Origin of the sequence: Limnohabitans sp., from assembly GCF_044361645.1 — a bacterium.
Taxonomy (GTDB): domain Bacteria; phylum Pseudomonadota; class Gammaproteobacteria; order Burkholderiales; family Burkholderiaceae_C; genus Limnohabitans_A.
In genome coordinates this window covers 1-14064 of sequence record NZ_JBIKIL010000104.1, presented here as the reverse complement: position 1 = coordinate 14064, position 14064 = coordinate 1, and the positions used below count along the sequence as shown (strand labels likewise).

At 60.6% G+C, this 14064-nt stretch carries 14 protein-coding genes; 3 read left to right on the top strand and 11 right to left on the bottom strand.

The window, feature by feature from the left end; genetic code table 11:
- The first annotated feature begins 536 nt into the window (after positions 1–536).
- Positions 537–2045, top strand: coding sequence for a S41 family peptidase (locus tag ACIQ39_RS14785; RefSeq protein ID WP_396435368.1), 1509 nt, complete (start codon positions 537–539; stop codon positions 2043–2045).
- Between the two features lie 97 nt (positions 2046–2142).
- Here ACIQ39_RS14785 and ACIQ39_RS14780 read toward each other — a convergent pair whose 3' ends face one another.
- The 6 genes from ACIQ39_RS14780 to ACIQ39_RS14755 all read right to left on the bottom strand — a co-directional run bounded on the left by ACIQ39_RS14780 (position 2143) and on the right by ACIQ39_RS14755 (position 7328).
- Entirely contained in the window at positions 2143–2856 is a 714-nt protein-coding gene (locus ACIQ39_RS14780) for an ABC transporter ATP-binding protein (RefSeq protein WP_396435367.1), read from the bottom strand.
- Between the two features lies 1 nt (position 2857).
- The gene (locus ACIQ39_RS14775) at positions 2858–3649 is read right to left on the bottom strand and encodes an ABC transporter ATP-binding protein (protein WP_396435366.1); all 792 of its coding nucleotides are present in this window, start codon (positions 3647–3649) and stop codon (positions 2858–2860) included.
- Positions 3642–4655: a branched-chain amino acid ABC transporter permease gene (locus ACIQ39_RS14770; protein ID WP_396435365.1), complete on the bottom strand. Its 1014-nt coding sequence runs from the start codon at positions 4653–4655 to the stop codon at positions 3642–3644. Before ACIQ39_RS14770 ends, ACIQ39_RS14775 begins: the two co-directional genes overlap by 8 nt.
- 16 nt (positions 4656–4671) lie before the next feature.
- Positions 4672–5535: a branched-chain amino acid ABC transporter permease gene (locus ACIQ39_RS14765; RefSeq protein WP_396435364.1), complete on the bottom strand. Its 864-nt coding sequence runs from the start codon at positions 5533–5535 to the stop codon at positions 4672–4674.
- 95 nt (positions 5536–5630) lie between these two features.
- Positions 5631–6830 (bottom strand): ABC transporter substrate-binding protein, encoded by a 1200-nt coding sequence (locus ACIQ39_RS14760; RefSeq protein WP_396435363.1) that lies wholly within the window; start codon positions 6828–6830, stop codon positions 5631–5633.
- 93 nt (positions 6831–6923) lie between these two features.
- The gene (locus ACIQ39_RS14755; protein ID WP_396435362.1) at positions 6924–7328 is read right to left on the bottom strand and encodes a RidA family protein; all 405 of its coding nucleotides are present in this window, start codon (positions 7326–7328) and stop codon (positions 6924–6926) included.
- A gap of 192 nt (positions 7329–7520) precedes the next feature.
- Here ACIQ39_RS14755 and ACIQ39_RS14750 point away from each other — a divergent pair, with 192 nt between their 5' ends.
- On the top strand, positions 7521–8198 hold the full coding sequence (locus ACIQ39_RS14750) for a hypothetical protein (RefSeq protein WP_396435361.1): 678 nt from the start codon (positions 7521–7523) through the stop codon (positions 8196–8198).
- Positions 8199–8323: 125 nt separating this feature from the next.
- On the opposite strand, the gene ACIQ39_RS14745 is transcribed toward ACIQ39_RS14750, so the two are convergent.
- The 5 genes from ACIQ39_RS14745 to ACIQ39_RS14725 all read right to left on the bottom strand — a co-directional run bounded on the left by ACIQ39_RS14745 (position 8324) and on the right by ACIQ39_RS14725 (position 13458).
- Positions 8324–9994, bottom strand: coding sequence for an AMP-binding protein (locus tag ACIQ39_RS14745; RefSeq protein WP_396435360.1), 1671 nt, complete (start codon positions 9992–9994; stop codon positions 8324–8326).
- Positions 9995–10097: 103 nt separating this feature from the next.
- On the bottom strand, positions 10098–11294 hold the full coding sequence (locus ACIQ39_RS14740; protein WP_396435359.1) for an acyl-CoA dehydrogenase family protein: 1197 nt from the start codon (positions 11292–11294) through the stop codon (positions 10098–10100).
- 3 nt (positions 11295–11297) lie between these two features.
- Positions 11298–12158 (bottom strand): enoyl-CoA hydratase family protein, encoded by an 861-nt coding sequence (locus ACIQ39_RS14735; RefSeq protein ID WP_396435358.1) that lies wholly within the window; start codon positions 12156–12158, stop codon positions 11298–11300.
- Positions 12155–12670, bottom strand: coding sequence for a MarR family winged helix-turn-helix transcriptional regulator (locus ACIQ39_RS14730; protein WP_396435357.1), 516 nt, complete (start codon positions 12668–12670; stop codon positions 12155–12157). The genes ACIQ39_RS14735 and ACIQ39_RS14730 overlap by 4 nt, the downstream gene beginning before the upstream one ends.
- Positions 12667–13458, bottom strand: a complete 792-nt coding sequence (locus ACIQ39_RS14725) for an SDR family NAD(P)-dependent oxidoreductase (protein ID WP_396435356.1) — start codon at positions 13456–13458, stop codon at positions 12667–12669. Before ACIQ39_RS14725 ends, ACIQ39_RS14730 begins: the two co-directional genes overlap by 4 nt.
- Between ACIQ39_RS14725 and ACIQ39_RS14720 the strand changes: the two genes are divergently transcribed.
- The coding region (locus ACIQ39_RS14720) for a hypothetical protein (RefSeq protein WP_396435355.1) at positions 13457–14064 on the top strand (608 nt) is incomplete at its 3' end. The two genes, ACIQ39_RS14725 and ACIQ39_RS14720, sit on opposite strands and share 2 nt — an antisense overlap.

Below are 14064 nucleotides of genomic sequence, written 5' to 3'. Positions count from 1 at the left end.
ACCGCGTTGTCTGCCAGCAGCCGAGCAGACATCAAACCGAATGGGTTGTCGGCTGAATCGTTTGGAGTTGAAGGTGCGGGACTGCCACCTCCGCCACAAGCGCTCAACAAGACGACGCCCAAGGTGTTGGGATGTAAAAAACGAAGCATCATAATGTGCGCATATTAACAGGCGGCTTTTCGCCGAGGGGCTGCTCCGGCATCGGCAAACGCCGATGCCGGAGCAGCCCCTGTCGTACTTGTGCTGGGCGCTTGCGTGCCCTCGACCGTGAAAGGGCATGCTTTGAGCGCAGGGCTTCTTTGACCTGGTCATTGTTGATTGATTCGGCCCAATGAAATGGACACACCCAGGGCATCCCAATTTGGGTCATCTCGGGCGAAGAGACGGTATATCCAGTGAAAACGGCGGTCCTTTGCGTACACCCTTGTGCTCTCTGAATCCCGGCTCAGAGCTGGACCCATAAAAAAACCAGTTCAAAAATCAGTTCTTGTAATTTTTACTCCTAAAATTATCATTTTTCAATACGGGAAAAAGCCATGGGCCGCATCGGTGTTGTTGTGAGTTTGAGCTTGAGTTTGTGGTTGGTGGCCTGCGGAGGCGATGGTGACGACGACCCCGCCTTGTTTGGCGCGCCCAATTCGTCGATGGCCTTGGCGCAGATTTGTTCGGCTGAAAATCCTTACGTAGACAAATCGTCGCAACCCACTTGGCTGGGCGGCTTGGCCGATGAGCGCAACTGGGTCAAGGCTTATCTGGATGAGCGCTACCTTTGGTACGCCGACATGCCTTTTGTCAATGCGAAAGACCCTCGCTACAACACCACAGGCGAATTCAGTTACACCAATTCGATGAGCAATTATTACTACGACCTGCTCAACCCCAAGACCGATTCGGTGACGGGTCAAAAGATAGACCAGTTCAGCTTTGTGACCAGCACTGACCAGTGGAATGGATTTTCCAGTGGGTCGGATCAAGGTTTTGCTTGGCTGCTCAGCCGACAAGGCCGCGCAGCTGAGCGCCGAATTTGGGTGTCTTATGTCTTCCCGTCTGACAATCCAAGGCTTGCCAAGGGCGCAGGCATTGAGCGCGGGGATGAAATCCTCAAGGTCAATGGTGATCCGGTCAACAGCGTCACCGCAGCAACCCGTGTGGATGAGGCTTTGTCACCCCGTGCGTCCGATGTGCAGCCGCGAAGTTTTTTAGTCAAAAAGAAAAACGGCGATGAACTCACCGTGTCCTTGACGCCGGGCGACGAAGAATTGCCGCAGGTGGAATACAAGGTGCTGACAGCGAATGGGCAAAAGTGGGGTTATTTGCTTTTCAACAGCCACATCGAGCCAGCCCAAACTCTTTTGCAAGAGGCCTTGCGCGAATTCAAAACACAAAGCGTCACGCAGTTGGTACTCGACCTGCGTTACAACGGTGGCGGTTTGTTGGCCTTGGCCAGCGCTTTGTCTTACGCCGTGGCAGGGCCGGTCCAAACACAAGGCAAAACCTTTGAGCGCTTGTTGTTCAACGACAAGCGCAGCCTTGAAAACTTTGACCTCCCCTTTTACAACACGGACCTGGACGGAAGGCCTATTGATTTCCTGGGCCTCAACAAAATCTATGCATTGACAACCGATCAAACCTGCTCGGCCAGTGAGTCCATCATCAACGGCCTGCGGGGCATTGATGTGGAGGTGGTGCAAATTGGCGGCACCACCTGCGGCAAGCCGTATGGTTTTATGCCGCAAGACAATTGCGGCTTGACCTTTGCTGCCATGGAGTTCAAAGGCGTCAATGACAAGAACTTTGGCGATTTCAGCCGAGGGTTCAGCCCGCGCTGTGCAGTGTCTGACGATTTGTCCTTTGCTTTGGGAGACCCCAGGGAGGGCATGTTGGCCACCGCGATTTCACTCGGCTCTGGCCTGGAGCGCTGCGTATCGCTGGCGGCTTCGCGCGCCCTGGGTTCGGGTGCGGGGCGAGGATGGGGCAGCGATGCCAAAACGCTTATTCGGCAAGAGTGGCAAAAGTCAAAGTTTTTGGGGCCTGTGCCCAAATAACGGTTGGCGATATCTGGGGCGACGCAAGCCGCCGTTTCGCACTGGCGTTTGCAGGTGCCTGCAGGCCAGACTTGCGGCCCCACCCTGGCACGCTTGGTCAGACCCCCAAGTGCTGCGCCAGCAACTGGGGGTCAGCCAGCAAAGTGGGCGTGCTGCCTTCAAACACCACTTGGCCTTTGACCAAGATGATGTTGCGGTCGGTGATCTGGGTGACGTGTTTCCAGTTCTTGTCGACGATGATCGAGCTGATACCGCTTTGTTTGATGACACTGCAAATGCGCCAGATGTCGCGGGCGATCAGCGGGGCCAGGCCCTCGGTGGCCTCGTCCAAGATGAGCACGTCGGGGTTGGTCATCAGCGCCCGACCGATGGTGAGCATTTGCTGCTCGCCGCCTGAGAGCTGTTGGCCGCCGTGGCCCAGACGTTCTTGCAAGCGAGGAAAGGTCTCCAGCACGCGCTCGAAGGTCCAGTCGCGTTGGCCTTGGGTGCCCGGGCGAGCGGCCATTTTGAGGTTCTCGACCACGCTCAGGTTGCCAAAAATGCCCCGGCCCTCGGGCACATAGGCCATGCCCAGCTGGGCCACTTCAAAAGTGGGGCGGCCGTTCATGCGCTGGCCCTTGATGTGCACCGTGCCGCTGCGCGGCGGCACGATGCCCATGAGGGTTTTGAGCAAGGTGCTTTTGCCCATGCCGTTGCGGCCCATCAGGCCAATCGTCTCGCCCCGGCCCACTGAAAAGTTCACGCCGCGCAAGATGTGGCTGGCACCGTAATAGGTGTTCAGGTCTTGGGCTTGGATCAAGAGTTCGCGCATGTCAGTGTGCCTCGCCCAAGCTGTTTTCAGATGCTTCGCCCAAGTAAGCCGCTTGCACGCCCGCATCGGCCCGCACGGCTGCGGGTGTGTCGCTGGCGATCACTTGGCCGTTGACCATCACCGTGAGGTGGTCGGCCAGTGTGAATACCGCGTCCATGTCGTGCTCGACCAGCAAGATGGCGTGTTCATTTTTAAGCCGCAGCAGCAGCTGCACCATGCGCTCGGCCTCGACCTGGCCCATGCCGGCCAACGGTTCGTCGAGCAACAAGACCTGCGGCTCGGTGGCCAAGGTCATGGCGATCTCCAGCTGGCGCTGTTCGCCGTGGCTGGTGGCCCCGGCTTGGGCATGGCGGCGGTCCTGCAGTCCGGCCAGCTCGATGGCGCGCTCGGCCCGTTGGTTGACGTCTTGCAGGGCTGCCGCTGCCCTGAACCAAGCCACAGGGCTGAAGGGCGAGGGCTGCGTGCGCGATTGCGCCGACAGGCGCACGTTGTCCCAAACGGTGAAGGTGCTGAAAATATTGGTTTTTTGGTAGCTGCGGCCCAAGCCGTGGCGCGAAATTTTTTCGGGGGTCCAGCCGGTGATCTCGGTGCCCAACAGCGTCATGCGCCCGCTGGTGGGGGGCAAATCGCCAGAGAGCAAATTGGCCAAGGTGGATTTGCCCGCGCCGTTGGGGCCAATCACGGCGTGTATGCAGCCCTGCCATAAGTCAAGTGACACATCGTTCACAGCCGCCAAGCCGCCAAAACGTTTGGTCAGGCCTCTGGCACTCATCAAGGTCGTGCGCTCAGTCATGGCCGTTATCCTGGCTTGCAGCCGCTTTGCCGCCTAAGAAACGGTTGACCAGACCCAAAATGCCTTTGGGCGCAAAAATGATCAGGGCCACGATGAACAAGCCCATCCACATTTGCCAGTGTTTGCCGGTGCGAAAGCCGCCGATGTCAGGCAAATCTTTGAAGACGTGCAGCAAGTACTCAAAGCTGAAGGCCCCCACAATGGCCCCGGCAAAATTGCCCATGCCACCCAAAATCACCATCATGATGGCGTGCGCACTCAGGTGAAAGCCCATCAGCTCGGGGTTCACAAACCCGGTTTGCGCTGCAAACAAATAACCCGCCAAACCCGCCAAAGCCCCGGCCAGCGTGAAGGCCGCCAGCTTGTGGTTGAAGGTGTTGAAACCCAGGGCCCGCATGCGGTGCTCGTTCACCCGAATGCCCGACAGTGCCCGGCCAAACGGGCTCCAGAGCAGGCGGCGCAAAAACAGATAGACCGCCAGCAAACAAGCCAGCGTGAAGTAGTAAAACACCCGCTTGTTGTCCAGATCGATGATGCCCGCATCGGGCCGGAAGTTGAGGAACAAACCGTCCGAGCCGCCCAGCGCCTTGTTGTCAAAGAAGATGAAAAAAATCATCTGCGCAAAAGCCATGGTGACCATGATGAAGTAGATGCCGTGCGTGCGCACCACCAAAAAGCCAATCACCAGTGCGGCCAAGGCCGAGCCGCCCACCGCCAGCGGCAAGCTGGTGTACAGGCTGATGGCCTCGTTTTGGGGGGTGATGAAAGCCAGCACATAACCGGCCAGGCCAAAGTAGGCGGCGTGACCCAGCGACACCAGGCCGGTCACGCCTTGCAGCAAATCGAGGCTCATGGCCAAGATGGCCAAGATCATCATGCGCACGACCATGGCGGTGTAAAAGTCAGACCCGACAAAGGGGAAGGCGGCGAGCGCCAAAAAGCCCAGCACCATCATCAGCTGGATGCTGCGCGGCAGGGTTTCGAGGTGGATTTGGGGTGAGCTCATGGGGTTTTTTTCGGCTTCATTGCTTGAACAGGCCTTCGGGCTTGTACAGCAGCACCAAGGCCATCAGCACATACACCAGCATGCCCGAGGCTTGGGGCAGCAGCACCTTGCCAAAGGTGTCAACCAAACCCACCAGCAAAGCCGCGATCAAAGCGCCGCGCACCGAGCCAATGCCGCCAATGACCACCACCACAAAGCACATGATCAAGACCTGTGAGCCCATGTTGGGGTAGACGCTGGACACGGGCGCGGCGATCATGCCTGCGATCGAGGCCAGGCCAATGCCCAAAGCGAACACCACCGAGTGGATCAGTTGGATGTTGACGCCCAGCGACTCGGTCATCTCGCGGTTGAATGCGCCCGCACGGATCTTCATGCCCAAGCGGGTTTTGGAGATCAACAAATACAAGCCCAGCGCCAGCACCAGGCACACGCCCGACATGAACAAGCGGTACACCGGGTAAGACAGGTTCTCGGTCAAGGGGATGGACGCGGCCAGCAATTCGGGCACAGGCAGGCCATGCACGTCGTCGCCCCAAATCATGGAGCGCATTTCTTCGAACACATAGATCAAACCAAAAGTGAGCAGCACTTGGTCCAGGTGGTCGCGGTGGTAAAAATACCGAAACAGCAGGCGTTCCAGCAGCAAACCAAAAGCCACCGACAAAGCCGTGCCCACCAAGATGGCCAGGGTGAAGCTGCCCAACTGCGCCGCCAAGGACCAGGCCAAGTAAGCGCCCAGCATGTAAAAACTGCCGTGCGCCAAATTGACCACGCCCATGATGCCGAAGATCAAGGTCAGGCCTGCTGCCAGCATGAACAGCAGCAGGCCGTATTGCATGCTGTTGAGCAGCTGGATTGAGAAATTGACAAAGTCCATGAGGCCTTGAGCTTAGGGTGTAGAGCGGTGAAGCGGGCGTTGAGCGTGGGGCTTTGCGAGCCCAACGCCCAAGGCCCCACGGGGCAAGCTGCCTCTTACATGCGGCAGCCAGCGCCGGAGTCGGCCAGCGCTTTGGCTGCGATGCCGATGACTTTGTTTTCTTTGTCAGAGACTTGGCGCAAGTAAATGTCTTGCACTGGGTTGTGCGATTTGCTCATGGTCCATTTGCCGCGTGGGCTGTCGATCACGGCCGTTTGCATGGCCTTGATCATGGCGGCTTTTTGGCCTACGTCGCCTTTGACCGCGTTGGCTCCCTGGACCAACAACAAGCCGGTGTCGTAGCCCTGAACGGCATACACATCGGGTTGCATTTTGAAGGTCTTGGCGTAATTCAGTCGGAAGCTTTTGTTGCGCGGTGTCTCAATGCCATCGCCGTAGTGCAAGGTGGTCAACACGCCATCGGCAGCTGGGCCAGCGGCTTCGAGCACGCCCTCGGTCAAAAAGCCCGAGCCGTAGAGTGGGATTTTGTCTTTCAAACCCGCTGCCGCGTAGTCGCGCAAGAACTTGGCCGCGCCTGCACCGGCAAAGAAACAGGCCACAGCGTCGGGCTTGAGGGCGGCAATTTCGGTCAGCAAAGCCTGAAACTCGACGTTGGGAAAGGGCAGACCCAGCTCTTTGACGATGGTGCCACCGGCCTTGGTGTAGCTGTCGCGAAAGCCTTCAAAAGCCTCGTCGCCCGCAGCGTATTTCCAGGTGATCCAAACGGCCTTTTTGTGGCCACGTTTGACCATGGTTTCGCCCAAAGCCATGGTGGGTTGGCTGTTGCTAAAGCTGGTGCGAAAGACATTGGGAGCGCACTGCGCGCGGGTGGCCATGTGCACGCCCGCGTTGGGAATCAGGCTGATCACGCCGCTTTCGCGGGCCACGCGGTGAATGCCCATTTGCACGCCTGAGTGCACGGTGCCGACCAGCACGTCCACCTTGTCGCGCTGCACCAGTTTGTTGGCGTTTTCAATGGCTTTGGAAGGGTCGGACTCGTCGTCCACTTTGAACCACTCGATCTCGCGGCCGCCGAGTTTGCCGCCTTGCTCGTTGATGGCCATGCGAAAACCGTTTTCGATGGCGATACCCAACTGAGCAAAGGTGCCTGTGTAGGGCAGCATCAGCCCGACGCGGATTTTGCCGCTTTGGGCCAAAGCGCTTTGGGGCAGCAGCAAACCGGTTGAAGCGGTGCCCAAAATGGCAGCGCCTTGGGTCAGCCATTGACGTCGTGGCAAAGAATGGGGTTGGGTCATGCTTGTCTCCTGTGGGTGATTGTGAACATCGTATTATTCATGAAACGAGGGGGGTTGATATCCGCCCACCCCAGCGGTGGTATGCCGGTGTTTTTAATCGGAGCCTTCAGGCACCACGGCGGTGACTTCGATCTCGACTTGGGCCCGGTCTTCGACCAGATCCGCCACCTGCACAAGCGTCATGGCAGGGTAGTGAGGCCCGATGACATCCTTGTAGACCTGACCGAGTTCTTTGCCCCGGGCCAGGTATTCTTTTTTGTCTTTGACGTACCAGGTCATGCGGGCCATGTGCTGCGGCCCTGCGCCAGCACAGGCCAGCGTGTCGACGATGTTGTGCAGGGCCTGGCGGCACTGGGCCACAAAGTCGTCGGACTCGAACTGGGCTTGACCGTTCCAGCCGATCATGCCGGCCACAAACACCATGCGGCCACTGGCTTCGATGCCGTTGGCGTAGCCTTTGGCGGGGGCCCAGCCTTCGGGTTGCAAGACGTTGAACATGGTGATTCCTCAATGGGTTTGGATGTGGATGGAGGGCCGTCGAACATGGATTGCCACGCTTCGCTCGCAATGACGGATTGGGGGGCAGATGGCGGCCCTCTCGTCATCGCGAGGCACGAAGCGATCCATGAAGATGGCCGCGCTTCGCTCGCAATGACGGATTGAGTGGTAGATTGCCGCGCTTCGCTCGCAATGACGGATTGGGTGGCAGGTGGCTGCCTTCTCGTCATCGCGAGGTACGAAGCGATCCATATAGATTGCCGCGCTTCGCTCGCAATGACGGATTGGGTGGCAGGTGGCTGCCTTCTCGTCATCGCGAGGTACGAAGCGATCCATATAGATTGCCACGCTTCGCTCGCAATGACGGATTGGGTAGCAGATGGCCGCCCTCTCGTCATCGCGAGGTACGAAGCGATCCATGAAGATGGCTGCGCTTGGCTCGCAATGACGGATTGGGTGGCAGATGGCTGCCTTCTCGTCATCGCGAGGTACGAAGCGATCCATATAGATTGCCGCGCTTCGCTCGCAATGACGGATTGGCTGGCAGATGGCCGCCCTCTCGTCATCGCGAGGCACGAAGCGATCCATGCAGATGGCCACGCTTGGCTCGCAATGACGGATTGGCTGGCAGATGGCCGCCCTCTCGTCATCGCGAGGCACGAAGCGATCCATGAAGATGGCCACGCTTGGCTCGCAATGACGGATTGGGTGGCAGATGGCTGCCTTCTCGTCATCGCGAGGTACGAAGCGATCCATGAAGATGGCCGCGCTTCGCTCGCAATGACGGATTGGGGGGCAGATTGCTGCGCTTGGCTCGCAATGATGGTTTGGGGGGCAGATTGCCGCGCTTCGCTCGCAATGACGGATTGAGTGGTAGATTGCCGCGCTTCGCTCGCAATGACGGATTGGCTGGCAGATTGCCGCCCTCTCGTCATCGCGAGGTACGAAGCGATCCATGGGCTGCTGCGCAGCTGCACGTTGGGCTGTGATGCCCATCATGAATTCTGACGCAGCTTGAAGCGCTGCAGTTTGCCGGTTTCGGTGCGTGGCAAGCTGGTCACAAAAACCAGTTTGCGTGGGTATTTGAAGGGCGCGATGCATTGCTTGACGTGTTCTTGCAAGGCTTTTGCCATGGCCGCATCACCCACATGGCCGGGTTTGAGCACCACACAGGCCTGCACGATCTGGCCTCGGGCTTCGTCGGGCACGCCAACCACGCCGCACTCGGACACGGCTGGGTGTTGCAGCAAAGCACTTTCCACCTCGGGACCTGCGATGTTGTAGCCCGCCGAGATGATCATGTCGTCGTTGCGCGCTTGGTAGCTGAAGTAAGCGTCCGCGTCCATGACGAAGGTGTCACCGGGCAAATTCCAACCCGCCGTCACATACGTCTGTTGTCGCGGGTCGGCCAGGTATTTGCACCCGGTGGGGCCGCGCACGGCCAAGCGGCCCACGGTGCCGGGTGGCACAGGCTGCATCTGGTCGTCCACGATCTGCGCCACGTAACCGGGCACCACTTGACCGATGCTGCCCGCACGCACCTGCTGGCCCGCGCTGGCGATGTAGATGTGGATGACTTCGGTGCCACCAATGCCGTCGGTCAACTCCACGCCCGTGGCCTTTTTCCAAAGTTGTCGGGTGGCGTCGGGCAAGGCTTCGCCTGCACTGACGGGGTGCTTGAGGCTGGACAGGTCAAAGCCTTGGGCCAGTGCCGCCATTTGGCGGTACAGGGTGGGCGCGGTGTAGCACTGCGTGACGCGGTATTTGGCAATGGTCTGCAGCAAGCTTTCGGCTGTGTACTTTTCGAGCAGCACGCTGCTGGCCCCATGGCGCAGCGGAAACGCCAACAGACCCCCCAGCCCGAAGGTGAAGGCGATGGGCGGTGTGCCGCACACGATGTCGTTCTCGTTCATTTGCAAAATATGGCGCGGAAACAAATCGCACATGGCCAGCACATCGCGGTGAAAGTGCAAGGTGCCCTTGGGTTGGCCCGTGGTGCCGCTGGTGAAAGCGATCAGACACACATCGTCGCGGCAGGTGGGGTGCGGCGTGTATTGGGCATCTTGCCGCTGCATCCGCTGCTCCAGGCCATCAGCGGCATCGCTGCGCAGCAGCACCATTTGCTTCAAGCCAGGCATGTGGCTGGCGTGTCCAGGCCGCATGCAGTGCTGCAGTTCATCGGCCAACAAGCTGTCGCACAGGGCGGCGCTGACCTGCGCTTTGTCGATGATGTGGGCCAACTCGCCCGCCCGCAACAAGGGCATGGTCGGCACGGCCACCAGCCCCGCTTTGAGCGCGCCCAATAAACAAGCCGCCATCATGGGGCTGTTGCCGCCGCGCAGCAAAATGCGGTTACCAGGCACCAGACCCAGGTCTTGGCTCAAGACTTGCGCGATGCGGTCGCTTTTGTCCTGCAGCTGCGCATAGGTCCAGCTGAAGTCGCCCGAGTTGCTGGCGAAGTCGTTCACGCCATGCAGCGCGATGCGATCACCCCGGCCTTCCCGCACATGCCGGTCCACCAGTTCTACAGCGCAGTTGAGCACATCCGGGTAGTCCAACTCGGGGCGATCTGCCATGAACACAGGCAGCTGGTCTTTGGGCGGCAGCTGGTCACGCGCAAAGCTGTCGGTGTGACTGCTGGGCAGCAGTTCGTTCCAGTCCTTCATGTTCTTGTCTCCGTTTTTTGTCTCTGGTGCGCATCGCTTGCCGCGCCACGCTGACGAGGGGCTCCGAGGCGGGGGCCATGGACAGCTCATCCGCAACGAACCATCAGCCCTTCAACACATCCTTGCCAATGATCAGTTGCTGCACTTCGGTCGCGCCTTCGTAAATGCGCAGCGCCCGGATCTCGCGGTACAGCGACTCGACCATCACGCCTTTTTTCACGCCCATGCCGCCGTGCAGCTGCACCGCCATGTCGATGATTTGTTGCGCGTTTTCGGTGGCGCACAGCTTGGCCATTGCCGCCTCGCGCGTGATGCGCACGCCTTGGTCGCGCAGCCAAGCGGCGCGGTAGGTCAAGAGCGTGGCGGCGTCCAGCATCGTGGCCATTTGCGCGATCTTGCTCTGGGTGATTTGAAAGTCGCCCAAACTTTGTCCGAACATCTGGCGCGCGCGCGCCCAAGCAATCGACTCGTGCAAAGCACGCCGCCCAAAGCCCAGCGCCGCTGCCGCGACCGAGGTGCGGAACACGTCGAGCGTGGCCATGGCCAACTTGAAACCCTGACCGGCCTCGCCAATGCGCTGGCTTGCGGCCACTTGGCATTGGTCAAACCGGAGCGTGGCCAAAGGGTGCGGTGCGATCACGTCGATGCGCTCTTCGATCGTCAAGCCCGGGGTGTTGGCGTCCACGATGAAAGCCGAAATGCCACGGGCTCCTGGCGCCTCGCCCGTGCGGGCGAACACCACATAAAAGTCAGCAATGCCGCCGTTGCTGATCCAGCTCTTGCGGCCGTTCAGCACATAACCGTCGGCTGTGGTGCTGGCGCTGCACTGCATGGCGGCCACATCCGAGCCCGCCTCGGGCTCGCTGAGCGCAAAGGCTGGCAGGGCCTGGCCAGAGGCCACACGCGGCAGGTAGCGCTGCTTTTGATCGGCGCTGCCCATCAGGCTGATGGCCCCCGTGCCCAGGCCTTGCATGGCAAAGGCAAAGTCAGACAAGCCATTGTGAAAGGCCAGTGTTTCACGCAGCAAGCACAGCTGGCGCGTGTCGATCACGTCCGACGCCGCGCCGTAGGCCTGGCCCGCCACGGCGTGCCGCAACCAGCCGCCCTGGCCCAACAGGCGCACCAAGCGAATGCATTCTGCGTCCACCGCATCGCGGCTTTGGTCGTGCTGCAAAGTTGCAAGTGGGGGTGCCAAGTGCGCGTTGCACCAGTCGTCCAGCCGCACTTTGAAGCTGCGGTGGCGGTCGTCAAAAAAGGGCCAGTCGAGTTCTGGCGGGTGCGATTTGGCTGGGTCGGACATGCTTCAGTCCCCTTCAAACACAGGCGTTTGTTTGGCCACAAAGGCGTGGTAGGCCCGGTGGAAATCGTTGGTGGCCATGCAGATGGCCTGTGCCTGGGCTTCGGCCTCGATGGCTTCGTCCACGCCCATGTTCCATTCCTGCTGCAGCATTTTCTTGGTCATGCCGTTGGCAAAAGCAGGGCCCGCGGCCAATTGCTGGGCCATGGCTTGCGCTTGGCTGAGCACCTCGTCTGCGCCGCACACACGGTTGTAAAAACCCCAGCGCTCGGCCTCCAGTGCGCCCAGGCCGCGCCCTGTGAACAGCAACTCGCTGGCGCGTCCCTGTCCAATGATGCGCGGCAACAGCGCACACGCGCCCATGTCACATCCGGCCAAGCCCACCTTGTTGAACAAGAAATAGGTTTTGCTGCGCTCGGTGCCATAACGCAGGTCCGATGCCATGGCCAAAATCGCGCCTGCGCCAGCGCACACGCCGTCAATCGCCGCGATGATGGGCTGTGGGCAAGCCCGCATGGCTTTGACCAAGTCGCCCGTCATGCGGGTAAAAGCCAACAAACCCGGCATGTCGAGTTGGGTGAGCGGGCCAATGATGTCGTGCACATCGCCGCCCGAACAAAAATTGCCGCCCTCGCCGGTGATGACCACCGCGTGGACATCGGGCGCATAAGGCAATGCGCGGAAAAAGTCGCGCAGCTCGGCATACGATTCAAATGAAAGCGGGTTCTTGCGTTCGGGGCGGTTCAGGCTGATGGTGGCGACCCCGTGTGCAACGACCCAAAGGAAATGCGCTGGCTTGCAGTCCCCCATGGGCTGGTTGTGGCGTGGCAACTGGTGGGGCTGGCCGGGCAAGTAGCGTGGGCTCATGGGGTCTCCTGGTTGGGTGCGTTGTGGGCTTTTCTTGGGGCCATGGGCTGACCGGACTTCAAAATGCCCAGCAGTTGGTGCAGTTGCTCTTGCTGCGCTGCGGGCAAGGGGGCGAGCAGTTCGACCACCCAGCTTTCGTGAGCGATGGCCATGGCCGCAAAGGCTTCTCGCCCAGCCGGGGTCAGGTGCACCGCATAGGCGCGGCGGTCTCCGGGCTGGGCTTGGCGTTGCACCAGTTGTTCTTTTTCCAACTGGTCCACGATGCTGGTGATGTTGCCGCCTGTGACCATCATGCGGCGCGAGAGTTCGCCCATGGCCAAACCGTGCGCTTCGCGTTCGAGCTGCGCCATGAGGTCAAAGCGCGGCAAGGTGATGCCAAACTGCTCGCGCAGGCGCTGGCGTATCGTGTCTTCGATGCGTGTGGTGGCCGACAGCAGGCGCAGCCACAAGCGCAGCGAGGCGTGGTGGTCGGCGTGCGCGCGCACCTCCATGTCGGTGTGTGGCGTGCTCATCCGGCCAACTCCCCGCCGTCGATGGCAATGGCCTGGCCGTTGATGGCGTCGCTGCCTGCAGCGCACAACCACAGCACGCTTTGCGCCACTTCGAGTGGCTGCACCAAGCGCTGCTGCGGGTTGCTGGCGGCCAGCGCTTGACGCGCCTGGTTCTCGCTCTTGCCGGTTTTGGCCACGATGTTGTGCACCGCTTCGCGCACGATGTCGGTCTCGGTGTAGCCGGGGCAGATGGCGTTCACCGTCACGCCTTTGCGGGCCAACTCCAGGGCCAAGGCTTTGGTCAGGCCGACCACACCGTGCTTGGCCGCGACATAGGCGCTGACATAGGCATAGCCCTTGAGGCCGGCTGTGCTGGCGATGTTGAGGATGCGCCCGGGCGTGCCTGTTTGAGCGGCTTCGAGCATGCCGGGCAACACCGCCTGAATGCAGTGGAATGTGCCGGTGAGGTTCACGTTCAGCATCTGCTGCCACTGGGCCGCATCGGTTTTGGCGAAAGGCTGGCTGTGGGCTTGACCGGCGTTGTTGACCAAGATGTGGACGGAGCCCAAACGGGCTTGCGCTTGCTGCACGGCAGCGTGCACCGCGTGCGGGTCGGTCACGTCCATCGGGGCCAGCACCACGGCCAGATCGGGCAGCTGCTCACGCAAGCGCTCGGCCTGCGCTTGCAGTTTGCCCTGCGAGCGTCCGGCCAGCGTGAGGCGACAGCCCGCTTGCGCCAGAGCCAACGCAATCGCCGCACCGATGCCGGAGCCCGCGCCGGTGATGAGGGCGTGTCGGTCATTCAACATGCGTGCCTTTCATGCCCCGTCCCAACTGGATCGCCACGTCGCTTCGCTCCTCGCGATGACGGTTGAGGAGGGCTTCGCGATGACGGTTGTGGGGCGGCTCGCGGTGGCGGTTCAAGTCGTCATGGCGGTGGTAGTCCAGGCCGTCATGGCGAGCGAAGCGTGGCCATCCAGTCAAGCCGTCATGGCGAGCGAGGCGTGGTCGTCCAGTCAAGTCGTCATGGCGAGCGAGGCGTGGTCGTCCATTGCTGTGGTGTTGGCAGAGTCGGTGACTGGGCAGGGCGTGCCGGTGGATCGCCACGTCGCTTCGCTCCTCGCGATGACGGTTGTGGGGGGGCTCGCGATGACGGTTGTGGAGCGGCTCGCTGTGGCGGTTCAAGTCGTCATGGCGAGCGAGGCGTGGTCGTCCAGTCAAGCCGTCATGGCGAGCGAAGCGTGGCCATCCATTGCTGTGGTGTTGGCGGAGTCGGTGACTGGGCGGAGCGTGCCAGTGGATCGCCACGTCGCTTCGCTCCTCGCGATGACGGTTGAGGAGGGGCTCGCGATGACGGTTGTGGAGGGACTCGCGGTGACGGTTCAAGTCGTCATGGCGGTGGTCGTCCAGGTCGT